22 protein-coding genes and 1 pseudogene are annotated in these 23,449 nt (G+C 34.5%); 9 read left to right on the forward strand and 14 right to left on the reverse strand.

The genetic code is table 11. From position 1 onward, the window contains the following. Nucleotides 1–635: 635 nt before the first annotated feature. The 4 genes from OWR28_RS14915 to OWR28_RS14930 all read right to left on the reverse strand — a co-directional run bounded on the left by OWR28_RS14915 (nt 636) and on the right by OWR28_RS14930 (nt 6,040). Nucleotides 636–1,307: a porin family protein gene (locus tag OWR28_RS14915; RefSeq protein ID WP_332387268.1), complete on the reverse strand. Its 672-nt coding sequence runs from the start codon at nt 1,305–1,307 to the stop codon at nt 636–638. Nucleotides 1,308–2,674: 1,367 nt separating this feature from the next. Further along, nucleotides 2,675–3,355, reverse strand: coding sequence for a phage tail-like protein (locus tag OWR28_RS14920; protein ID WP_332387269.1), 681 nt, complete (start codon nt 3,353–3,355; stop codon nt 2,675–2,677). 288 nt (nt 3,356–3,643) lie between these two features. Beyond that, the gene (locus OWR28_RS14925) at nt 3,644–4,360 is read right to left on the reverse strand and encodes a phage tail-like protein (protein ID WP_332387270.1); all 717 of its coding nucleotides are present in this window, start codon (nt 4,358–4,360) and stop codon (nt 3,644–3,646) included. A gap of 1,017 nt (nt 4,361–5,377) precedes the next feature. Beyond that, nucleotides 5,378–6,040 carry a hypothetical protein gene (locus OWR28_RS14930; RefSeq protein WP_332387271.1) on the reverse strand — a complete coding sequence of 221 codons (663 nt, stop codon included), beginning with the start codon at nt 6,038–6,040 and terminating at the stop codon, nt 5,378–5,380. 1,627 nt (nt 6,041–7,667) lie between these two features. Here OWR28_RS14930 and OWR28_RS14935 point away from each other — a divergent pair. From OWR28_RS14935 to OWR28_RS14945, 3 genes are all read left to right on the forward strand, one after another. After that, complete coding sequence (locus OWR28_RS14935; RefSeq protein WP_332387274.1) at nt 7,668–7,841, forward strand: hypothetical protein; 174 nt, start codon at nt 7,668–7,670, stop codon at nt 7,839–7,841. Between the two features lie 95 nt (nt 7,842–7,936). Further along, complete coding sequence (locus tag OWR28_RS14940; protein WP_332387275.1) at nt 7,937–8,146, forward strand: recombinase family protein; 210 nt, start codon at nt 7,937–7,939, stop codon at nt 8,144–8,146. 1 nt (nt 8,147) lies between these two features. Next, nucleotides 8,148–9,530: a recombinase family protein gene (locus tag OWR28_RS14945; RefSeq protein WP_332387482.1), complete on the forward strand. Its 1,383-nt coding sequence runs from the start codon at nt 8,148–8,150 to the stop codon at nt 9,528–9,530. A gap of 169 nt (nt 9,531–9,699) precedes the next feature. On the opposite strand, the gene OWR28_RS27055 is transcribed toward OWR28_RS14945, so the two are convergent. The 9 genes and pseudogenes from OWR28_RS27055 to OWR28_RS14985 all read right to left on the reverse strand — a co-directional run bounded on the left by OWR28_RS27055 (nt 9,700) and on the right by OWR28_RS14985 (nt 17,178). After that, the gene (locus tag OWR28_RS27055; protein WP_494168459.1) at nt 9,700–9,870 is read right to left on the reverse strand and encodes a DUF3732 domain-containing protein; all 171 of its coding nucleotides are present in this window, start codon (nt 9,868–9,870) and stop codon (nt 9,700–9,702) included. A gap of 890 nt (nt 9,871–10,760) precedes the next feature. Further along, nucleotides 10,761–11,694, reverse strand: a pseudogene (locus OWR28_RS14950) (NADP-dependent oxidoreductase). A 290-nt stretch (nt 11,695–11,984) separates the two neighbouring features. Next, nucleotides 11,985–12,800, reverse strand: a complete 816-nt coding sequence (locus OWR28_RS14955) for an L-dopachrome tautomerase-related protein (protein ID WP_332387276.1) — start codon at nt 12,798–12,800, stop codon at nt 11,985–11,987. Nucleotides 12,801–12,968: 168 nt separating this feature from the next. Further along, nucleotides 12,969–13,859, reverse strand: a complete 891-nt coding sequence (locus tag OWR28_RS14960) for a helix-turn-helix transcriptional regulator (protein WP_332387277.1) — start codon at nt 13,857–13,859, stop codon at nt 12,969–12,971. Nucleotides 13,860–13,905: 46 nt separating this feature from the next. Continuing rightward, nucleotides 13,906–14,730, reverse strand: coding sequence for an SDR family NAD(P)-dependent oxidoreductase (locus tag OWR28_RS14965; RefSeq protein ID WP_332387278.1), 825 nt, complete (start codon nt 14,728–14,730; stop codon nt 13,906–13,908). 104 nt (nt 14,731–14,834) lie between these two features. Then, nucleotides 14,835–15,677, reverse strand: a complete 843-nt coding sequence (locus OWR28_RS14970; protein ID WP_332387279.1) for an alpha/beta hydrolase — start codon at nt 15,675–15,677, stop codon at nt 14,835–14,837. A 195-nt stretch (nt 15,678–15,872) separates the two neighbouring features. Then, nucleotides 15,873–16,412 carry a carboxymuconolactone decarboxylase family protein gene (locus tag OWR28_RS14975; protein ID WP_332387280.1) on the reverse strand — a complete coding sequence of 180 codons (540 nt, stop codon included), beginning with the start codon at nt 16,410–16,412 and terminating at the stop codon, nt 15,873–15,875. A 32-nt stretch (nt 16,413–16,444) separates the two neighbouring features. Further along, entirely contained in the window at nt 16,445–16,837 is a 393-nt protein-coding gene (locus OWR28_RS14980) for a hypothetical protein (protein ID WP_332387281.1), read from the reverse strand. Between the two features lie 38 nt (nt 16,838–16,875). Further along, nucleotides 16,876–17,178, reverse strand: coding sequence for a hypothetical protein (locus OWR28_RS14985; protein WP_332387282.1), 303 nt, complete (start codon nt 17,176–17,178; stop codon nt 16,876–16,878). A gap of 218 nt (nt 17,179–17,396) precedes the next feature. Between OWR28_RS14985 and OWR28_RS14990 the strand changes: the two genes are divergently transcribed. From OWR28_RS14990 to OWR28_RS15015, 6 genes are all read left to right on the forward strand, one after another. Continuing rightward, entirely contained in the window at nt 17,397–17,615 is a 219-nt protein-coding gene (locus OWR28_RS14990; RefSeq protein WP_332387283.1) for a hypothetical protein, read from the forward strand. Continuing rightward, entirely contained in the window at nt 17,615–18,292 is a 678-nt protein-coding gene (locus OWR28_RS14995; RefSeq protein ID WP_332387284.1) for an AraC family transcriptional regulator, read from the forward strand. The genes OWR28_RS14990 and OWR28_RS14995 overlap by 1 nt, the downstream gene beginning before the upstream one ends. 74 nt (nt 18,293–18,366) lie before the next feature. Further along, nucleotides 18,367–19,209, forward strand: coding sequence for an alpha/beta hydrolase (locus tag OWR28_RS15000; protein ID WP_332387285.1), 843 nt, complete (start codon nt 18,367–18,369; stop codon nt 19,207–19,209). A gap of 20 nt (nt 19,210–19,229) precedes the next feature. Beyond that, nucleotides 19,230–20,033, forward strand: coding sequence for an enoyl-CoA hydratase/isomerase family protein (locus tag OWR28_RS15005; protein WP_332387286.1), 804 nt, complete (start codon nt 19,230–19,232; stop codon nt 20,031–20,033). Then, the gene (locus OWR28_RS15010) at nt 20,033–20,599 is read left to right on the forward strand and encodes an NAD(P)H-dependent oxidoreductase (protein WP_332387287.1); all 567 of its coding nucleotides are present in this window, start codon (nt 20,033–20,035) and stop codon (nt 20,597–20,599) included. The genes OWR28_RS15005 and OWR28_RS15010 overlap by 1 nt, the downstream gene beginning before the upstream one ends. A 193-nt stretch (nt 20,600–20,792) precedes the next feature. After that, entirely contained in the window at nt 20,793–21,704 is a 912-nt protein-coding gene (locus tag OWR28_RS15015; RefSeq protein WP_332387288.1) for an AraC family transcriptional regulator, read from the forward strand. Nucleotides 21,705–22,067: 363 nt separating this feature from the next. Here the strand turns inward: OWR28_RS15015 and OWR28_RS15020 are convergent, their stop codons facing one another. Then, on the reverse strand, nt 22,068–23,231 hold the full coding sequence (locus OWR28_RS15020; protein ID WP_332387289.1) for a hypothetical protein: 1,164 nt from the start codon (nt 23,229–23,231) through the stop codon (nt 22,068–22,070). Nucleotides 23,232–23,449: the final 218 nt, after the last annotated feature.

Genomic DNA, 23,449 nt, shown 5'->3' on the forward strand with positions numbered 1-23,449 from the left:
CAGCGTACATTTACCATTTGTTATCAGTTAAGAAATGATGGTAAAAAATTCTTTTTCCAGTGTAAAATTACTACACACTTATCACACTGATATCCAACAATGTATAGTTTTATATTGAAATACATTAAGAAAAATATCTATAAGAAATTTAACTAATCGTTTTTTGTACTTACAGATAATTTCCGGAGGAATGTTACAAATTAGTAAAAAAACTACCGTTTGCTAGTGATAATACTACTTTTAACTGATAGGTAATTAAGTGATAAGAATGTATTTTTGTATATAACGTATTCAAGAGGTAAAAGAATAATATGAAGCCATAATTAATTTTATATCTCAGAATGGGTTATCATGATATCCTTTTTAAAGTGTTTTTTAAGTTATTTTAACTATTGTGCGGCAATGTAGATTACATTCCCATTGCCGCCCTTATTACTGACGACGTATTTATACATAAGTTTTATTTTAATTACAGGTGGGGCTTTCTCAAAATTGAGTAAGTCCCATTTATGTTTGAAAGTTTTTTACAATTTGGTATTGTCGCTATTTTTGAAAAACGTTAAACTTTACAACACGGAAAATCAAAAATCCCGAAGAAATTCATCCTCGGGATTTCCTTTTTTTATTATCGCAATCTATTTAAAGATATAATTTAAGGTTACAGCGATCACCTGCTCAGATTTTTTACTATCATTTCCTCCTATTTCATTCACAAGGCCCGGGTAGGTATCTGAAAATCCCAGATCATACCTTAAAGCCAACTCAACTTGCCTTTTAAAACTGTATCCTACTCCTAATCCGAGCCCCCAGTTAATATTGTTAGCTTTACCATTTACTCCTGCGGGTTGCTTGGGGTCAGTAATATCGGGATCATAATAAGATCTCCCGGCAGGAGTATTTCTCACATTCTGATTTACTAAAAAGTTAAATCTTGGACCTATCAATCCAAAAAATTCTGACTCAGATTCTGAAAAGTATCCTTTAAAATAAATAGGTACACTCAGATAATTGTTGGCATAAACTGCATCATAACCATCTTTTCCTTTTTCATTTTTATCTTTTCCAGTCTCTCCTGCCCCATAATATAATAGTTCTGGCTGTATAAAGAATTGATTAGTTTTCCCCATTGGTATCATAGCCAGGGCGCCACCTTGAAAAGTATATCTTGCACCAGAGGGATTGTGGGCGTTTGCCACTCTTGAATAGTTCGCGCCTGCTGTAAGACCAAATCTTGTTTGGTTTAAATGCAGCTGTGCAAAAGACGAACCGGCAAAGACTAATGTTGAGAATAATAAAATTTTTTTCATGTGTTATGGTTTATATTGTTTAAAATTTACAATGTTACTCAATTACTAAAAACACATCAGTAACTTACTGGAGTATTTTTTTATTAGAAACTATAGATTAAATTATGTTCTTCAAACCAATATTAATATTAAAAGGTCCGGCATTAGTATTGCCATTCCTGATCATTAAAAAGAAATACCTACTGTCTGAAACAAAAATGTAGAATATTCTTTTAAAGAGACTACACAAAATTAGAAAGACTTTTTTCTTATTTAACTGAATATCAATCATATTATCACTATTAAACAGTAGTTTTATAACTACTAACATTCAGTTAGGCTTTTAGCTATACTTTGGTAAAAGATAACAGCAATATCTTAGCAGATATTGTTGTTATTAATTTCCCGGCTTGGATTACGGATTCAATATCTATCTGATTTTCTTCCCGTTAAAAACAAAAAAACATTAAACTTGATCCTCCTTCTGTTTTATTACCGAAATAATACCGTCGGAATATTCAAATATTAAATCCGGGCTTTATTGTAATCAAAGCTAAGAGTATTGGTTTCGATTTCTGTAACTTGTACAGTTACAGAAGAACTGTTTTCAGAAAATTCCTATCAGTACCTACCTGAAACCCATTTCATATAGTAAATGTAATTATCCCGGTATTACGGTTACCAAAGCAAAATTAGTATTGAATTCAAAGGTAACGATTGAACCTGTAAAAAACTGGAACAGGATGCCTTGATTAAACGCGTTATACACAAGAGTATCCTTTTCTTATTGAATACCTCCCGACAGACTATGCGGCTGCATTAGATAAGGTAGTGACCGCACTGCAAAATTGGGGTGAGAATCACCGGAAACATATTTTGGGCGCAGTCAAAACTATGGAAAAGAAATGTGCCCGGGCATCCTTTTTTTGAGTGTTATCATCAGATTATTATGGTAATAGATGATATAAGTAATCACTTAGCAAACAGATATGCATCTACCTGACATGTATTTCCTATTTGGGTGTATAGAAAAAGATTGCCGGAAATAAAGACAAAGAAGACTCTAAATTCAAGTTTTTTTTCAAAATGCAAACTTTATACTTAACAGAATTATTTTTTCAACAATTTTAAAGATATGTCTATTAGTTAAATCCTTTGTATATATTCTCTTTTCTCAATGCTTTTACAGACATTTAATTTTTCACATTGCCTGAAGTAAAAAGCGTGGCAATACATAACTATTAGAAATTGATACGCTATATTAAAAGCACATATTGAACAACTACACTAAAAATAATATAGAAAACAAATATGTCCATGATAATAAGCCAAAAAAGCAAATACTTGTAAAAATTAATAACTAGTAACCGCTAAATTAATATAATTGTTCAATAAAAGATGAAATATGAACTCATGCAATTTATCCTTTCAGGAGATGAAAATGCACCAGAATACATATAAGATACTCCTGCGGTTGTTGTAGGAGCATCAAAATCTTGCCAAGTAGCATAATTTGTCGGTGTAAAAGTCAATGTAGAAGAGAAAGCATTAGTAGTACCATTATAATTAGCACTTCGATTATATATTAAAACAAAGTTTGCTGCCGGCTGACTTAGCAATCTCACCTGAAATCTAACTGTAGTTGCTGTAGTTGCTATGAATCTGACTTCATAGAAACCATCAACAATAAGAGTTCTTGAAGCATCAGTTGGACCTAAATACCTTAACTTTTGAACATTTGCACCCTGTGTCGGGCTACTAGGAGAGTTGATAGGTCTCCACGATGTTCCATCAAAATAGTAAAAGCCGACTGAGTCTATATTGATACCTATACCGGTTTGTGTTCCTGTAGAAATATTATTTACATAGATCATAGTAGAAATAGGTATAGATGTCATATTTTCAGCTCTTTGCCTGTCTACTCTTGGAATAAGTAATCCATCAACAGAAGATGTTCCTGCAAATGCATCAATATCCAAAGTACTTTTAGGAGTAGTTGTATTTATTCCAACTTGCCCGTAGGCAAGAAGAAAACCAAATAAAACTAAGATGGTTAATAATTTTTTCATGATTAAAATTTTAAGATTAATATTATTGTATAAGAATTATTGAATGTGAAAGAGTTAAGATAGACCCAATGATTACCTTACCAGGAATAAGAACATTTACCGCTGAATTTCAACTGTATATTTGTAAAAGAAAAATGAAAGCTTGGTACAATATAAATTTATTAGTAATCCATCCGGTACATTACAAAAAAACTTTTGGAATATGATATTAAGTTTTTCTAGAAAAACAATATTAAACAGTTACACTAAAATTAAGGTAGAGAAATAAAACAAAAGTATTTATACAAATTAATAACTAGTAATTGCTAAATTGATATAATTGTTCAATAAAAGATGAAATATGAACTCATGCAATTTATCCCTTTCAGGTGATGAAAATGTACCAGAATACATATATGATACTCCTGCTGTTATTGTAGGAGCATCAAAATCTTGCCAATCAGCGTAATTTGTCGGTGTAAAAGTCTTTATAGAAGATACAGCATTAGTATTACCATTATAGTTTGCACTTCGATTATATCTTAAAACAAAGTTTGCTGCCGGCTGATCTAATAATCTCACCTGAAATCTAACTGTAGTTGCTGTAGTTGCTATGAATCTGACTTCATAGAAACCATCAACAATAAGAGTTTTTGATGCATCAGTTGGACCTAAATATCTTAACTTTTGAATATTGGCACCCTGTGTCGGGCTACTAGGAGAGTTAATAGGTCTCCATGATGTTCCATCAAAATAGTAAAAGCCAACTGAGTCTATATTAATACCTATACCGGTTTGTGTTCCTGTAGAAATATCATTTACATAGATCATAGTAGAAATAGGTATAGATGTCATATCTTCAGCTCTTTGCCTGTCCACTCTTGGAATAAGTAATCCATCTACAGAAGTTGTTCCTGCATTTATATCAATGTCTAAAGTACTTTTAGGGGTAGTTGTATTTATTCCAACTTGCCCGTAGGTAAGAAGAAAACCAAATAAAACTGGGATGGATAAAAATTTTTTCATGATTAAAGTTTTAATATAATAGTAAATTAGTTAGTAAATATGTAAGAGTAAGATTATAAAGTAAAAATAGAAATAATGAAAATGACATACCCCAAAAGACTTATAGTATAATAACTAAAAAGATATAGTTTTATCACTAATCCATATATGGATTGTAGTATGAAGCAAGTTCTTACTATCGGACATTTTAATACTAAAAGTTACAATATTTATAAAACCTCGTTAAGATTGTAAAAGCTGCCAGCCTAAAAGTAAATGTTCCAATCCCGCTGGAATAACGCCATTTGAAGATACGATTAAACATCTGTATGATGAGATGCCTTTAGGGGAAAAGAAAAGTGAAATCATCGATAGAAACATGAAATAGGATTGCCAAGACAAAGAATGTAAATCAGGAAAATTGGATAAAGAGCTAACATTCAAAATGAATTAATGTATCAGTAATAAAAATCCACCTTTCAACTACTGAAAAAACGGACTTTATTATCTAATAAAATACTACAGGCTAAGAACTGATTCAGTTACTTTACAACCTTATTTTTTATCCAGTTACTATACCTATTAGCAGTTAAAATGCACAAATATTGGACGGAAGGCTTAGTTATACCTGAAAGCCGTATCTGTGAATTAATACATGATATGACGACCATCAATTTTAACAAGATCCTCCTGCTCCATTTTTTGACAGTCCAGATAAAGGTTTCTACATGCAAACCTGTCAAATTTGCCATTTACTGTCTGGTGAAAGGAACCTCATATGAATATTGCTTTGTATTCAATATCTTAAATAAAAGATAAAATTATCATTCAACTTGGGTAAAAATCTATGGCAGGCTCTTAGTGCAAAAAGTGCCCAAAGTTTACAATAAGCATGGCCGCTGAATGTAAAATTGCGATTTTTGATTTCTTCCTATCGTCAGAAATGTTTTGAAACACATTAAAATTAAAATACCGTAGAAATAGCCTACGGCAATAAATTAAAATATATGATTGAAGGTTTTAAGTAGCGTTATCTATCTATGGAGTTACCTTAACATAGTTCACAGAAGACCGTCCATTGTTATTATTAAAGATTCTGGCGTCTCTCATACTACAGCGGATCCCTACATAATAAGTCGTAGGTTTCGCAACACTTATTACAAGTGATCCAGTACCTGTACCGCCTTCTAAAGCTTCATTAAGATCATAAAGTAAAATTTCCGTATTTGAAATTACATTACCCGCTGAAGGAGCTGTGCTAATAAATGAAACAGCATATCCCTGCCCTTTTTGTCCGGATACTTCAGCCACCTGAGCTCTTATACTATAAATGATAAGATAGGTACCACTTGCTGGCAAAGTAAAACTAAGTATGTTATAATTCACGGTATCTGCTGGAATAATAATACTAGAACTAGTTAGTACTCTTCCGAAGGCAGGTGTAAATGAAGCACCTTCCACAGTAACCACATTACCCAAATTATCAACACCTAAAGTTGCACCTGATGATACAGGTGAAGAAGAGGTAAGATTAGTCAACTTAAGTCCTGAACTATCAGTATTTCCAGAATTTATTTCTACTGATACAGATGGTATAGTTGCTAATCCAGAATTTAAACTTTTATCAACATTACTTTTTTTAACTTGAGTAGTACTTGATTTTTTTACTTTTGAATTGTCACTAGCTGCTTGATTTTTCATTGTTTTTTTATTTTATTTGTTAATATATATGTGATTTTTTTTGACTAGACTAGATTAGATTATGTTATATCTTCATTCGCAACGATCATATGTAAAATGTATTTTTCGTGCTATCAAAATCACGATAAAGTTCTGTGTTAATTTAAAAATATATTGTAGAACTCACGAGTAAAGCATTGTAGTATTACAACTAATAAAGTATAGTTATTTGACTATATTTTAAAAATATTTCCTTTTTATACAAGCAAATTCAAGTAGAGTTTGAAAACAAAAAGCCGTAACAGATAGCTACAGAATTCAGAACAGGATCATCAACGGGGAAAGACATTTTGTTTTTGGTGTATTTTCTGATTTTCCCGTTGAGATTGTCAATTTAATTATCCATTAAGTAATATCTTCATTCAACAGTGAAAGACTGTCGAAGCCAACTATAGTCTAAATATATCTATTTTGATTGTTACATAGAAGAAAAAATTAAATTGCAAAAACTTTACGACTACAATAAACTATGCTAGACTTGGGATATCTAATTCTTGTTTAATTTGACTCAAACGAATTAAATCATCTATAAAAGTATTTGAAGATGTGCTCGTTAAGGTCACAAGACCGACATTTGAAGATTTCATTATTAAATATCGTTTTTTTTATCTCTTTACTCTACAAAGTCTACCAGATTTGGATTAGTTTAAATGAAATGATCTATTCCTATTCTCAAAAAGGATAAGAACATTCTTCATATTTATTTGTGCTCCGAGTAAGGAGGAGGCTAAATTTTCTTGTACCTGCTTAATTTAAAAATTTAGTTATTTTCTAATTATATTTCCAAAATATTATGGCCTTTCTGGCAACTATATATATCTTTTCAAAAACAAAAGGAAACGGAATAAATGGAAGATCCCTTTAGGGAGTAAACCGTTTATGCCCTAGTCTTTTACTGGAAATAGGAATGGTTGTCAGCAATACATTAGTAGCCTTTTTACCAGTTTTCTATTGAGAATATTTTTATATGATATATGAAAAACATACCAAATATATTTGGTGCATCTTTCTTAAAAATGAAGAAAATTTATATTTTTTATAAATTCTGAAATCGATATGTTATATATTCGCCATCCAAATATTCATAAATGCTCTCTATTCGTAATAAATCTTCTTTGAAAAAGTTCGAGAAATCATCCGTTGGGGCTCCCCACTCAAGAGATAGTTGGTTTGCTAAATTTTTAAGTAAATATTCTCTATAGCCAGCACGTTTTCACTATTTTGCTCATCCAGAACAATGAGTTTACCTATTTCCCTGTACATCTTTAACAATATGGTATTAGTAGTTCTGTAAAGGCTTGATTTTGAATCTGCAATAATTTTAGCAATTGAATGATAAAGTTCTTGCTATGGCTCCAGGTGTTGTTCTTTCATAATCTCAAAATGTACAAAAATTAGATGTTTTGGATAAAAAAACTGTAGTCCATTAAATGCAACAGACTGCCATCAAATACATTTTAAAGACACTTGGAAACTTTCAAGTATAGAAAGATAAGTCATTTACTGCCAAACAGATGCTTTTACTTTCATAACGATACCTTCTCTAAATTATGTATTCAATTTTATGTTCCAAAACAAAAACGTGAATATGGAAAGATTACAAATAAGGAAAATGACAACAGAAGAAACAATCGAGCTTCTTAAAACTGATGGCGTGGACATTACTGTGGAGGAGGCGAAAATGGTTTTAGTATTTTTATATTTAATTGCCGGTCTTGTAACTAGTGAAAAATTCAATTTTGAAATAATACCAGTCGATTAATTTCTTTGATAAATATTGTTTTTACTATTAAGTTGATTACAAACCTTGTAAATACTTTTCAATATCTTTAGGTGAAAATTTTTAAACTAATTATTATGAGTAATGTTGCTTTATATATTCGTGTATCAACTGATGAGCAGGCAGATAGAGGTTACTCTCAACGTGATCAGGAAGAACGCTTAAAAAGATATTGTGAAACTAATAATCTTAAAATTGATAGTCTTATTTTTGAAGATCATTCAGCAAAAAATTTTAATCGTCCAGGATGGAATGAGCTTTTAATTTACCTAAAGAAAAAAATCTAAGATTGATAAAGTTTTATTTACTAAATGGGACCGCTTTAGCAGGAATGCAGGTGATGCATATCAAATGATAAGTATTCTTAAAAAACTGGGAGTAGAAGTCCAGGCTATAGAACAGCCATTGGATCTTTTCATACCAGAAAATAAAATGATGTTAGCCATCTATCTTGCTGCACCAGAAGTAGAGAATGACAGAAGAGCACTGAACACATTTTATGGTATGCGAAGAGCTCAAAAGGAAGGAAGATGGATGGCTAGTGCTCCTTTCGGATACATTAACAAAATTACTGAGGATGGCAAATATAAGTTTATTGAGCCTAAAGAACCTGAAGCTTCAATAATACGTTATTTATTCAATGAAATAGCAAAAGGAATTGAGGCTCCTGAAACTATACGACGACAGCTTTCAGAAAAGGGAGTAAAAATTTTGAGTAATCAAGCTTTTCATGTTGCGATAAGAAATCCAGTGTATTGTGGTAAAATATTTATAAAGAAATACCGGGATGAAGAAGCTCACTATGTAAAATCTTTACATGCCCCTCTTATAAGTGAGACACTATTTAATAAAGTCCAGCTCATTTTAGAAGGCAATAAAAGAAAAACCCGAAAGTATATAAAATTTAGTTCTGCTGATATTTTTCCGTTGAGAGGTTTTTTGATTTGTCCGAAATGTGGAAAAAGTTTAACTGCCAGCGGTTCAAAGGGAAGTCAGAAAGTATATTATTACTATCATTGTAAATCGTCTTGTGGATTTAGGCAAAGTGCTGAACTTACCAATAATCTTTTTGTAGAGGAACTAAAGAAATATGAGTTTCTTCCTTCAGTTCAAAAAATTTTACAAAATATTCTACTAACAGCCTATAAAAAGTATAATAACAAAGCCGGCGATAGAAGAAAAAGAATAATTTCTGAAATAGAAACTTATAATGCTAAGATAGCTCTTGCACGAGAAAAATTATTAGCGGAAAAAATTGAAGATGACGATTATATGATCATTAAAGCACAGTCTAAACAAAAAATTGAAATTCTTGAAAATGAACTTCATTCTTGTTTAGTTGCGACTCGAAAACCCGAAAAAGTTGATGATCGCTTAAACAAGGCTCTATCAGTAATATCTAACTTATCATTATTATACCAATCAAGTAGTGTAGAAGCAAAAAGAAAAATAATTAGTTCGATATATCCAGAAAATCTTGAATTTACAGGAATTGAATATCGAACTACTAGAGTAAACTCTGTATTAAGAAGTATATCTCTTGTAACCAATGGATTAGGTGATGTGAATAATAAAAAAAGTGATAAGAAAACAGCTTATCCCTGTCTGGTAGAGAGGAGTCCTGTCGAACTACTTCTGCCATTATTATCGTTTTTTGAGACTATAAAATAAATTAAAATTGGTTCAAGAATATTTGGTGTACCACCTCATGGTGGTACGCCAAATATTTTAATAAGCGCCAACAACAAGCTGTCTCCCTCTTAGTATAGATTTCACCATTGAGACCATGCTCTTCCGAGTGAATTTAAACACTTAAATAAAATCACAAAAATAAGTAAATTTAAAGGTTAATAAAACCTCTGTCTCGCCATCTTCTTCCTGCTACTAAATCTTCAAAAGATTTCTCGCTTTCCAAAATCAAATGATCAGCATGATCTGTCACAATAATTTGTGGTATTATCCCGGTAGTTTTCTCCGTATATATACAATGTTTAATTAATTCATTAAACATAAACAATTAATCAGATTAAAAAAATTTCCCCTGACATTTATATTTATGAAAACTTTAAGCAGTTAGAAACAGAATTTAAACTTCATTATACCAATTTGCAAAAAAAATTGTAAATACAATTATGGGAAACCGTATTTGTGGTAATTGTATATAAAAATAAAATCCTAAATATTATTTTTAGATAAGTTCAATTAGAAAAAGATACAATTGTTGAGAAGCTTTTGTGTTTTATTTTCTGTTTCCGAAATTACCAATCAAACAACTCAATATAACAAGTGCAAGAAGTGAGATGCTTATGACATTCATCTGTTCCATCAATAGCTACATCTTTTAAAAAGGATACTAATCTTGAATTAAGAGATTCATTGGTTAAAGGAATATTGAACACAAAATAATGGATAATACGAAAAATCTGAAGATAAATATTTTTTAGTTTTAAAAAAGTGGAAAAATCGAACACTTATCTACATGACACTAAAATAATATAACCAACTGAAAATCAAAATATATAGAACACAAAAAAAGGAGACGTTAAAAAATAAACGTCTCCCTAAGCGGGAGAGGAGTCCTGTCGAACTACTTTTGCCATTATTATCATTCTTTGAAAGCATTAAATAAAATGTAAAACTCTCTAGTATTTAAAAGTAAAGCAACAATAAATTTGTTGCTTTACTGTGCGAATGTTTGAACAACTAATTACCTTATTATTTATTTAGATATTGTTTGATAGACAACTTCAACTTATTTTCAATTATCTCACAGATAAAAACTTTTGTTCCTGAAAAAATAATGGCCTTCCCGAATAATAAAAAAAGAATCATCCTTAAATATAAAATAAGACGGTTTCTACATTTTTTACAAAGAGCAATATTCAATTACTCCTTTGTTATTTATAGCTTGATTACAATTTTCCCCACAGTTCTACCCGTCCCCTGCTCAATATGTGCCTCAGACATCTGCTGAAAATCAAAGATTTTTGAAACATGAGGTATTAGCTCTTCCTGCTCTATTAAACTGGCAATATCCTTCATATCTTGTCCATTTGACTGAACCATGATAAAATATTCTTTCACTCCTTGGGCTTCAGCTTTTGCAGTAACTTCCTCATTTAGTCCGGTAGGAATACTGATGATACTCCCCCTTCTTTTGTTACCTGAAGTGATTTGTCAATATTGTCACCTCCTATCGTATCGAGCACGAAATCATAAGTTTTCGGAGCGGCATTCCAGTCAAAGGTATGATAGTCGATGTGATAATCTGCACCAAGACCAAGAACAAAATCTTTATTTTTGAAGAAGATGTCCCTGTGACTTCTGCACCTAAATGTTTGGCAATTTGCACAGCAATATGTCCTACGCCTCCAGATGCTGCATGAATAAGAACTTTTTGTCCTTTTTGGATCTTTGCATGTTTGACTAATGCTTGCCAGGCTGTCAAAGCAACCAGAGTAGAAGCGGCTGCCTGCTCAAAAGTAATATTCTTAGGTTTTAACGCCAGTTGGGTAGCAGGAGCAGCAACATATTCCGCATAAGCCTTTCCATGTCCCGGGAAATTCACCATTCCAAAGACTTCATCTCCAACTTTAAATAGATCGCTTTTGCTCTCTTCTACAACACCAGAAATATCCCAGCCCAGAATAAGAGGAGTTTCATCCTTTATTTTTCCATAAACGCCCCTTCCCTGACGACTTTTGACATCAACAGGATTGATACTTATCGCTTTTACTTTTATCAATACTTCATCTTGTTGAACCTCTGGTTTTTCTATGTCAACATACTCAAGATTTTCAACAGCTCCCGCTGTTTTTAATACGATTGCTTTCATATTGAATTTTTATTTAATGTTTATTATACTCTTAATTTCTAACTGGCTTTGCTCCTATTTTCAATTTATAAATTACCACAGGAAACTTAACCTTATCTTTTCCCTGTTGAAATACAGCTACCCTATTAAGCTGACCTGTTGGAATCCATAAATATCCTTCATCATCGATCCATAATGCATCAGCCCACAGTAATCTACTGTCTTTGATGATTAAGGTCTCTTTCCCATCCGGGCTTATTCTGATAATCTGAAGTTTATCAACGTCGGTGACATAAAGATTTCCTTCCGCATCAATAGCAGTACCTCCTGTTGATGGGGTATGATAAAAAACTTACTTTTGACTCCAGTTCGTGTTCAGTTATATGCTCATCATTTAAATATTGTGTTTCCACTTTCCATAGTGGTCCACTTACTGGCTGATAGTAAAGGAACTTACCGTCAGGAGATAATTCCAGCTGATCAGCATGGATTCGCACTTCTTTTCCCAAATTATCTGTTAAGATTTTGCCTTCAGCTTTGATTGGTAATTCATCGACAGTAGATTCATGGTTTTCAAGAAGCCTTTTTCCTTTTCCGGTATTTTTATCCAAAACAATCAGCGCGGGCGAGCCTGCATCTGTCAGGTAGATTTTATCTCCAGCTATCCTAATGTCATCAATAAATGTTGATGGTTTTGAAACATCCAAAAGTGGGATGATATTTACCACCTGGTTTGATTTTGTGTCAATGGAAACAAGTTTTACGCTATTCCCCGACAGAATTTCCCCACCCATTGCCGGAGTTCCGGTATCGACAACCCACAGCAACCCATCAGGCCCAATCCTTAGTGAATTTGTTCTTACAAATTTTTGATTCACATCGTCTCCAATTTGCCAATTGTTCCACTGCTCATTTGGATAAGGAACAATATGACCATTTCTGAGAATTTCACCGATGCGGATTCCCTTATCTCCTTCTATTCGAGGAAAATTAACAAATATTCTTCCTTCAGGGGATGTGGTCACACCATTCCAGATAGTATTGGAAGTAGCGACCTTTTCAAGTTGTGCTTTGACCACCCCAACTCCAGCTAATAATAAGCCCACTGTAAAAAGATATGCTTTCATTGATCTATATTTTATTTGTTTTGACATCTCAAAATTACAGCACACTCAGCCGAATAAATAGTTCATTTGTACGGAAGAATAGCACAGATGTACTCCTTTTTAAAATGTATGGAAAACAAAAATCCCCAACTATTGTCGGAGATTTTTCTTCCTATTGACTTGCATCGATTAGTTCATATGCATCTTTCGAAACTCCAATGGCTTTACCCCAGTCTGCTTTTTGAACAGTTTTGTGAAATAGGATGCATTTTCAAAACCAAGATGGTATGCAATCTCAGCTACTCCTTTTTCACCTAAGCGCAATAAATTCTTAGCCTCAGAAATCAGAAAGACATGGATGAGTTCCATTGCGGTTTTTCCTGTTTCCTGTTTCAACAGATCACTAAGATACCGCGGAGAAACAAAAAGCTTTTCTGCCAGGTAATTTACACTGGGCAGACCTACACTTTCCAGTTTACCCTCTTTAATATATTTCTTGAGTGCCTCATTAAATTTTGACACTGTTTTCCCGTTTACCTGTGCCCGGTCTATAAATTGTCTTTTATAAAACCGCTGCGCATAGTTTAAAATCGAAGATATATGAGAAAGGATGATCTCCCTGCTGAATTCGTCAGGATTGTTATAATACTCTATCTGGATTTTATCGTGCAGCTCGAGAATAATCTGCTCTTCCTTTGGTGAGAGTTGCAGTGCCTCGGTCACTTCATAATCAAAAAAACTATAGTTTTCTATCCGTTTTCGAATTTCATGGCCATTAAAATAATCCTCATGGATCATCAGCATATAACCTTTTTCTTCAAATTCAAGATCTTTCATTTCAATGATCTGCCTTGGTTTGGCAAAAAATAGACAGCCATTGTCATGGTCATACTGGGTCCGACCATACATGAACATTCCTGATTTTATTTTTTTGAAAGCAATGATATAACAGTCTGTTGTAAATTCCCGATTTCCCAGCGGACACGATGCCTGACAGCCGATCATACTGAACAGCGGATTCTGAGGAGCATCCCAACCATTACCAAGATGCAATTCCGTTAAGGTTGCGTAATGTTTCATCGGATTTCAAATTTTAATCAAAATTACGATATTAATTTAGTACCCATTAATGCCCGTGTGCGGCTATACTTATCTCCTTCCAATTTTCAATTTCCTGAAGGCGGTCAATGTAGACCTGATGAATAACATGATAAGCAATTTTCCCCATTAATAGCCTTTTTGGCGGGTTTTCATTGTCTATTATATTCAAAATAGGATCTACTGTTGCCTCAGGTTTCCCCCAGGTATCCGGATTGTCGCCCGTCTCCGCAAAAGTCTCACGAACAGGGTTATAATCGGCAATATCCGAAGATGTCTGAATTGCTGATGCTCCTGCCCAGTCTGTTGCAAATCCGTTAGGCTCAATCAGGGTTGTTTTGATCCCCAAATGTGCGGTTTCACTTCCAATGGTTTCAATCAGACCTTCTACAGCAAACTTGGATGCATTATATAAGCCCAACAAAGGTAAAATTGTTAAGCCTAAAAAACTCGACACCTGGATAATATGGCCACTTTTTTGTTTTCTCATTACTGGTAAAACAGCCTGTGCTACCCAAAGTGAACCGAAGAAATTCGTCTCCATCTGTTCTCTTGCCTGCTGTTCGGTTGTTTCTTCTGTCGTTCCGAACAGACCAAAGCCCGCGTTATTGATCAGTACATCAATTTTTCCGAAATGTTTTTCAATCTGATCTACAGTTTCAAAAACTTCAGTTCTTTTATTAACGTCGAGCTGTAAAGGTAAAATATTATTACCATATTGTTCTTTAAGCCCTTCTAAGGCGGATATATTTCTTGCAGTTGCGGCTACTTTATTTCCCCTTTTCAAAAGCGCTTCAGCCCATAATTTACCAAATCCCTTGGATGCTCCTGTTATAAAAATTACTTTGCTCATTGTTCTAATTTTTTTATGATTTTATAGTACAAAGTTACTGTCAAGCTGCAAGATCAAATAACCCATATCAGCGAATTAATGGTACAAAATGACGTATATGATAATTATTTGAAAATGTTTAGAAAATCGTTCGCCTGTTGTACAAACATTTCCGGATATTGAAAAAAAGACCCATGCGCGGAATCCGGATAATAACTTAAAACAGCATTGGGAATAGCTTTGAATAATTCGTAAGAAGTGTCTGAATCCATCATTTCATCGTTGCTTCCCTGAATAATAAGAACCGGATGATTGATTTCTGAAATATTAATATCAGAAGTTGTTCCCCAGTCGGTAATTGCTTTTGCCTGGGCGTTTACAGATTTTTCAATGGTCTGCTCATCTCTGTCCTCAGTTCTTTCAAATAGGCGACCCAAAGTTTCCTTTCCTTTGTTTTTGCTATTTTCTGACTTAGTAAAGAAAATATATAAAAACAGTTCGGCTGGATCCAAATTTGAGCCTTTTGCAATCAGATCATAAAAACCTTCCAGTACTTTTGCTCCCTGGGGTGCCGTTCCGACCATAATGATTTTTCTGACCATCCCACTGTATAGTGTTCCAAGATACTGTGCTATAAAACCTCCAAGAGAAAATCCCAGCACATCGAACTTCTCAACTCCTAAAGCTTTAATAAATTCAACTGCGTCTTTAGCCATTTCAAGAACGCTATCCGGTGTTTCACCACTGCTGTTCCCCACACCCTTGTTATCAAAAATAATGATTTCACGTTCCTGAGCCAAACCATTCACGATAGCAGGATCCCAATTGTCAAGCGTTCCTGTAAAATGCTGAAATCCTATAAGAGGGATATCTTTTTTGTTTCCGAACCTTCGGTAAGCATACGTAATCCCATTAACATTAATGTACTGCGTTGGAGCGTTAAGCGCAAAGTTTTCTACTGTTTTCATACTATTCTTTTAATATTTAATTGTTCCTGTATAGTTTTCTTTTATTCAATGAAACAAAATTAGGGAGGTGCAAATGGAATAAATAGCCCATTTCAGCGGATCAATAGCACAGAATTACGAATGCTGATTTGTTGAAATAAAATAAAGCCATCTGATTTAAAACTCAGATGGCTTTCCCTTAATATTAGATTATCATTAAATGGCTTGTGCCAAAGGAAAATCAATTGGAACCTGGGTATTGGCAAATACATAGTTGGTAAAGCTTCTCAGCGCAATTATAGCAGTAAGTTCAACCAAAGCTTTTTCGTCATATCCTGCATTAAAGAAATTTTCTAAGGCTCCGTTTCCCGCATTTCCTTTATGGCTGGCAATAGATTGAGCTAATTTAATAACCACATCTAATTGTGCGTCATCCGAATTTCCCTTTCTGATATCAATGGTCTGCTCTTCCGTGAAACCCCTCATTTTTGCTAAGCTCGTATGCGCTGCCAAACAGTAATCACATTCGTTAACTTGTGAAACAATAAGATTGATAGCTTCTCTTTCTTTTGCCGTAAACGATGAATCGTGGGAAAGTACCGCTTCTGTCTCCAGCATTGATTTTAAAGCAGAGGAAGAATAGCCAATGGTTGCATATAGATTAGGAATTTTTCCCATTTTTTTCTCTACAGAATCTAATATGCTTTTTGAACCAAAACTTAATTGTTCCTTTTCCGGTACTGAAATTGTTTTCATTTTTTTACGATTTTAATGTTACTCCCAAATCATTATTTTTCAAATTTTACTTCTTGGATATCGATGGAAACCAGAACGAAATCTTTATTGTACGAATTATCTTCATCATTAAGCACGTAAATGTTTCTTTTTGTTCCTGTTTTAATACCATCAAATTCCTTATAATCTTCAATAATTTGTGTTGCTGAAGAACCACCTAAAACTTCCGGCCAGTAATCATGACGTTTTAAAAGTCCCTCTTCATTAAAATAGAAGATCTGTTTTTTACTATGTGTAGCGAAACCATCGGGATAGATCACTTCCAACCTGTCTAAGACTTCTCCGTTTTCATTCCATGAATCCAGCCTATTAATTTCTGCCCCGGGAACCATGAAATTAAAAGGTGCTGTTGCGTAATTCCATGTAGCATAACTTGAGAAGTACACCAATTGAAGTCTGCTCCAGGGAGTTTCTACACCATGCCCTAAAAAGAAAGCTTTGGATTCTGTAAATCCTCTAGCAGGCCGCCGCTTTGATCGAAAAGCTGAACATGCCCAGGTTCAAAAGTTGAGGTATAACCTTTTAGGAAAATATTGGTCCATTGACTTTTCTGTTCAGTCAATGAACCTTCAAAAATGACATCTTCAAGCGCTCCTTCATGACCTTTCATTCCCCAGATTGCACCACCAATACTCGTATGAATGTGTAACTGTTTAAATTGTGTTGCACTTTCTATTCCATGTGCATGAAGTACCTTGTCCAATAATTGTTGCGTTTTGTTATCCATGATATTGTTATGTTTTTTACTCGTTATTACCATATTTTGGTATAGCAAAGTTAGCTTGAGATATAGCTCTGGATCTAGCCCGTATCAGCGGAAGAATAGCACAGATTTACGAAAACGAAAAAAAGAACTAAGAAAAGACAGCGTATCCTTTCCATTTGAAACCGAGAATGTCTGACCTTTAAAGCTATTATTTGAAAACTATATTGCATTTTTGTACCATGAAAACATTCAACGACCTGACCACCTATAATAAATATCTGAATCGTTCTACTCCATTGCATCCCTTAATGGACAGCAGAGTATGTAAGGAGGCTATTCCTAATTTTCCGCAGACAAGTGGTGAAATTCAGGTGAATCTGTTCAAAATCTCGCTGAAAAAAACTTTACCGGTGATATTAACTATGGTAATAATAAATACTATACTGAAAATGGGCTAATGCTCTTTAGTGAGCCCGGGCAAGTTGTATCCTGGGAAAGTCTTACTTTTTGGGATGGATATGCATTTGTTTTTCATCCTGATTTGATCAAACAGCACCCCATAGCCAGTAAAATCAAGCAATACAAATATTTCAGTTATGAAATTAATGATGCGCTGTTTATGACTGCCCAGGAAGAAGAGATCATTACCTGGCTGTTTACCAGAATCCACATGGAACTTACAGAAAACAAAGCCAGTTCAAACATCAATGTTATTCTATCCCTGCTCAATGTGGTCCTTTCGTATGCAGATGTTTTTTATGAGCGTCAGTTTAAAAACAAAGCAATAGATCCGCTCACGGTGCTCTCTAAAGTAAAATTGGTTCTTCAGGATCATTATAAGGATCTTTCTAAACCGGTTAGTAATATACCGACAGTATCATCGATAGCCCAAAGTCTAAGCTTTTCTTCTGATTATCTGACAGAGCTCCTTCGTGCTGAAACCGGAAAAAATACAATTCGTATAATCCACGAATTTATCGTTGAACAGGCAGAGATATTATTATTTCAGACTAACATGACTGTTAGTGAAATTGCCTATCAATTAGGATTTGCTAATGTTCCTTATTTCTCAAGATTCTTTAAAAAAGTAAAAGTTATATCTCCTACAGAAATCAGAAATCAGGGAAAAGTGTAATACAATCCCTGATTTGTGTTAAAGGTGGTTTGTCTATTCGAGTACTTTTGAATAGACAATAAAAGCCTTTGACAATGAACTCATTTTTTTCAGATGCTGAGACTAAATTCAGCACAATAGATGGCGTAAAGATCGCCTACAGACATTTCGGAAAGGGCTCGCCCATTCTTATCTATAATCGCTTCAGAGGAATTCTCGACACCTGGGATCCCCTTTTCCTAGATTCATTAGCTGCAAACAATTCAATAGTTATCTTTGATTACCCCGGAATCGGTGATTCAGAAGGGGAACTTTCATCGGATATTCTTGAAGTCGCTTCGGTCGGTGTTAAACTGATGACTGAACTGAAATATGATCGATTTAATGTTGCCGGTTGGTCATATGGTGGACTTGTAGCTCAAGCTGCACTATTTTTGAACCAGGACCGTATTTTAAAAGCTGTTCTTATCGGAACTAATCCTCCCGGAGAAAATCTTGTGCCTTTTGATCCAGCCTTTTTTCAACGCGCATTAAAACCGGTCAATGATCTGGAAGATGAAACAGTCGCATTTTTTGAACCTGCCAATCAAAAAAGCCGGGAAGCCGCAAAACAGTCCTTTGACAGAATCGCAAAAAGACTGGACCGCTCAAAAGTTCCGTCAACGCCAGACAAATTCCAAAAATACTTTGACGGTTCTGCAGTGATGAAAAAAGATGCCCAAAACTTCCGTGGCCAATATGAGACACTTTCCAATGCTGTGCTGGTAATTTCTGCAGATCATGATATCAGCTTCGCAGTAGAAAATTGGTTTCCACTTCTTCAAAAGGCTCCTTCCATGCAGCATATCATTATAAATGGAACTGGACATGGTCTTCAACATCAACAGCCAGAGCTGATCGCAGGATACATCAACCTTTTCTTGAACACTGACTTCTAAACATAAACAAAGGATATTTTATGATTTTTACAATTGATAAAGTAAGCGAAAGCTACTGGAAAGTTTTTATAAACAATCCGCCAGTAAATATTTTTGATCCAAAATTCTCCGTGCAGCTTCGGGAAACAATGGAAGAACTGGAAGCAAATGAAAATTTGAAAGTGGTTGTCTTTGAAAGTGCTAACCCTGACTTTTATGTGGCGCATGCGGAATTGATCGATATATTCGAATTTCCAAAAGGGACAGGCGAAACAGGACTTTCGATTTCATGGCCAGATATTGCGAAGAGACTGGAACAGGCACCTTTTGTCAGCATAGCTTCGATCAGAGGAAGAGCCAGAGGACTGGGAAGCGAATTTATCCAGGCTTTCGATATGCGTTTTGCAAGCAAGGAAAAAGCATTTTTCTCCCAGCCTGAAATTGGTATTGGTTCCTTTCCAGGTGGTGGCGGTCTTGAAAGACTGCATTTATTGACAGGAAAGGCAAGAGCTTTGGAAATTATTTTGAGCGGTGATGATTATGATGCCGAAACTGCTGCTGCCTATGGATGGATCAACCGTGCGTTCGAAGATGACAAACTTGATGCTTTTGTAGAAAACCTTGCCCATAGAATAGCTTCTTTTGATAAAAAGATCATTGCTACCATAAAATCCATTATGAATGAACGTGTTGTGATCCCCAAAAATGAACATATTATGGAAACCCAAAATCGCTTTTTTGCATCATTGACCGAGCCCGAAGCCAGAACAAGAATCAAAAATCTGCTTGATCAAGGATTACAAACGTATGGTGATGTTGAATTATATCTTGGAAAATATCTATAATGAAAGCTCTTATTATAAACGGACATATCAAATGGCCACAGATTGCTGAAGGTACACTTAACAATACTATTTTTGAAAAAACTAAAGAGCTGTTTTTAGCAAAAGGATATGAAATCAGTGAGACTGTCGTAGATCAGGGTTATGAAATTCCTCAAGAGATTGAAAAGTGGATTAATGCTGATCGCATTTTATTTCATTTTCCGATCAACTGGTTCGGAATGCCTGCTAAGACTAAAGATTATATCGACAAGGTGCTCATGAGCGGTTACGGAAAAATTTATGCGGGTGATGGCCGAAATAAAGGCGGCAATTACGGAACCGGAGGACTGCTTCAAAGCAAAGGAATGGTTGTCAATACATGGAATGCTCCGCAGGAAACCTTCAATCAACAAGGACAGCTTCTTGAGAACTTTTCCATGGAAGAATTCACAAGACCATTCACAGCTACACTTGAATTTGTCGGTGTAGAGACCCTGCCAACATTTGCGTTTTACGATGTTTTTAAAAATCCCAAAATCGAAAATGAACTGGCTAGCTACCAAACACATCTGGCAAATTATTTTTAAAATCAAAATAGTTAAAAAAAGCCTTTCGTTACGAAAGGCTTTGATATTGTTCAGCTGTTAAAAAGTCTTTGTCATTTATTTTATAAGCTATTATTTTTTAATTTTATCTGGCATTCGTCTAACATGAACATATCGATCTCTTTAAGCAAAAACAAAAATCCTTAGCCTTTCATAATCCTTAAAATTATTCACATTGAAAAAGATCAATCACTATAAAAGCATTACTGAGCTTCATGAAAAGAGTGGCTTTGAAACACCAAAACATCCGCAACTGAGTCTGATGACCTGTAAGGAACTGATGACCTATTCAGTGGGTGAAGACCGGTTTACGGGTGACTTTTATATGATTGGATTAAAGAAGATTAAATCCGGACATGTACTTTATGGCAAAACAAAATATGATCATAGCAATGGTTCTACCGTTTTTATGAAGCCAAGACAGATTATCGAGGTGAGTAACGTACAGTTTGCTGAAAAAGGTTTTGTTATTTTTTTTCATGAAGATTATCTATCTGGCCATAACCTATATCAGCAGATCAAAAATTATGGATACTTTGAGTATGAAATCAATGAAGCTCTTCATCTATCTCCTTCCGAAGAACTTATAATGTGGGAATTATATGAAAAAATCAGGAGAGAATATGATGAAAACCAGGATGAGTTCAGCAGGGAGATTATTCTTTCCCATATCGATTCCATTCTAAAATACTCAGACCGTTTTTACAAAAGGCAATTTATTGACCGAAGCAACAATATTTCAGGAACAACCGTAAAACGGTTTCAAACGGTTCTGCAAAACTATTTTGACAAAAAATTGCATCTCACAGAAGGACTTCCTACTGTCAATTATCTTGCAGGAGTGCTTTTTCTTTCCAGCCGTTATTTAAGTGATTTACTTAAGCAGGAAACCGGTAAAACCGCGCTTGAGCATGTCCATATTTATTTGATCAAGGAGGCGAAAAATATGCTCGTCAGTTCCGACAGTAACATTGCGGGAATTGCTTACGATCTTGGGTTTGAAAGTCCATCCTATTTTACCAGGTTATTTAAAAAGTTGACGGGCCTGACACCAAACCAGTTTAAAGAGCAAGAGATTACTAAATAAGGCTTTGGACGCTCGATTTTAGAACTGAATAATTTCTAAAAACTATCGAGGAGAAGATCAAACGAAGTACAAAATATTTTTTTGGGCAGGTGGTTTCTACCAGTCAAGCGATAAAAATCCTGAGAAAAAATGGAATATATCAATGAGGATGGAGCCATTGCCATCTTATATTTCCTATATATGTAATTCCCAGAATAAACTTATAGAGGCGTTGATAAGTAAGATCAGAGAGTAATTCAACATCTTTTAATATTAATTGCATCTTAGTAGATATTTACATTATCCTTGGCATATTGATGCCAGGGATTTTTAGTCTGACTTCAAAAATATAAGAGTAATAAAAAAATTATGAATCTAAAATATTCATGAAATTCTTCTTCTCTTCTTTTTCTTCTTTATCTGGATCGGTATCTCTTCAGGCTCAGGATTATCCACGGCAAAGCTAAATAGCATGGAAATATGAGTCACAAGTTCAGTTACCTGAAATATAGCTTCAAAAGCAGAAAATGGGATATGATTTTTTATCAAAATTTCATTACATATTTTATTCATCTCACTATGAAAGTAATTGTGATTAGAGCGATCAACATTGGGAAATTCCAACCAGTGCTGACGGATTGACTTTTCAATCAGATTGACCACCGAATCGAGGTATTTTTTCTTTTCCAAAGCAAAAATATTGGGATCGGTCAGTAGCACGGCATTTTTGCTTTTAAGAGCAGATAGTTCTTTTTTCAGATCATTTGTTTCAGATTGAAGTTTGGTAGTCCGTTTATTTAGAATTTCCAGATCTTTGCCGTTTTTTAAAAGTTCAGCATTATAGAGCTTGAACGCTTTTCCATAATTTTGAGTAGTTTTATCAATGTTAATCCGCTGATTGCCGAAGAAATTAGAGTTTTTTACGATTAGATCATTAAATTTCCCTGAACTCAGTTCTGCTGTCATTTTCTGTACTTTAAGTTCAAGGGCTTTTAATTCCTCTTCTTTTTTCTGTATCTTGAATTCCACAGCTTCCAATCTTCCTATCGATCCTGCTGTGCCTCTTTCCATGCCAAGGCATTCAGCGGCCAAATCCTGCATTTTGGAGTAATGGAATGACTGGTGCTTTAAAGTTTTTCCGGTTTTTAGATCCTGCCAGTCGGCGACAAGATGGGCGTGGAAATTCGGCTTCCATTCATTGAAATCTTTGTCCCAGTGACCTTCATCTTTATGGATGGCAATCTGAAATATCCTGATCCCCAATTCCTGCTGTAGTTTATTCGCCAGGTCATGAAGGTCTTTCATAGTGGTGTCTTCTTTGATGACCACTACCGCCTCACGGATTGGCATTGCATTAGATTGTAACTTACGACCAGATTTCTCCTTGCAATAGGCTTCAATTTTCTGAACCCTGTCTGCAATCTTATCTTCCAGCCAGTATTCATTTTTATGAGTTAAGTCCTTTCGGATATAGTCAAAAGTCTTCTTTCTGAAATTATGGATCTCAGAATCGGCTTTTACGGCTTTAAAATTAATGGATGTTTTCATTACATTGATTTTTGATTGATCAGGCCAAAAGATTATATTTATAACATTATGGAACAGTGCTTTATATTGGTGCATGAAACTATAAATGATTTAAGAACCGTTGCAGCCCGTTTTGATGGGCTGCTTTTTAGCCCCAGCAGGGCGAAGTAGAAACTTTGTTGGGAGGGCACCGACCTTCAAAGTTGCGAATGAGCTCCTAACTTTTGCAGACAGTTTGT

This window comes from Chryseobacterium sp. 1B4 (genome assembly GCF_036631475.1).
GTDB lineage: Bacteria > Bacteroidota > Bacteroidia > Flavobacteriales > Weeksellaceae > Chryseobacterium.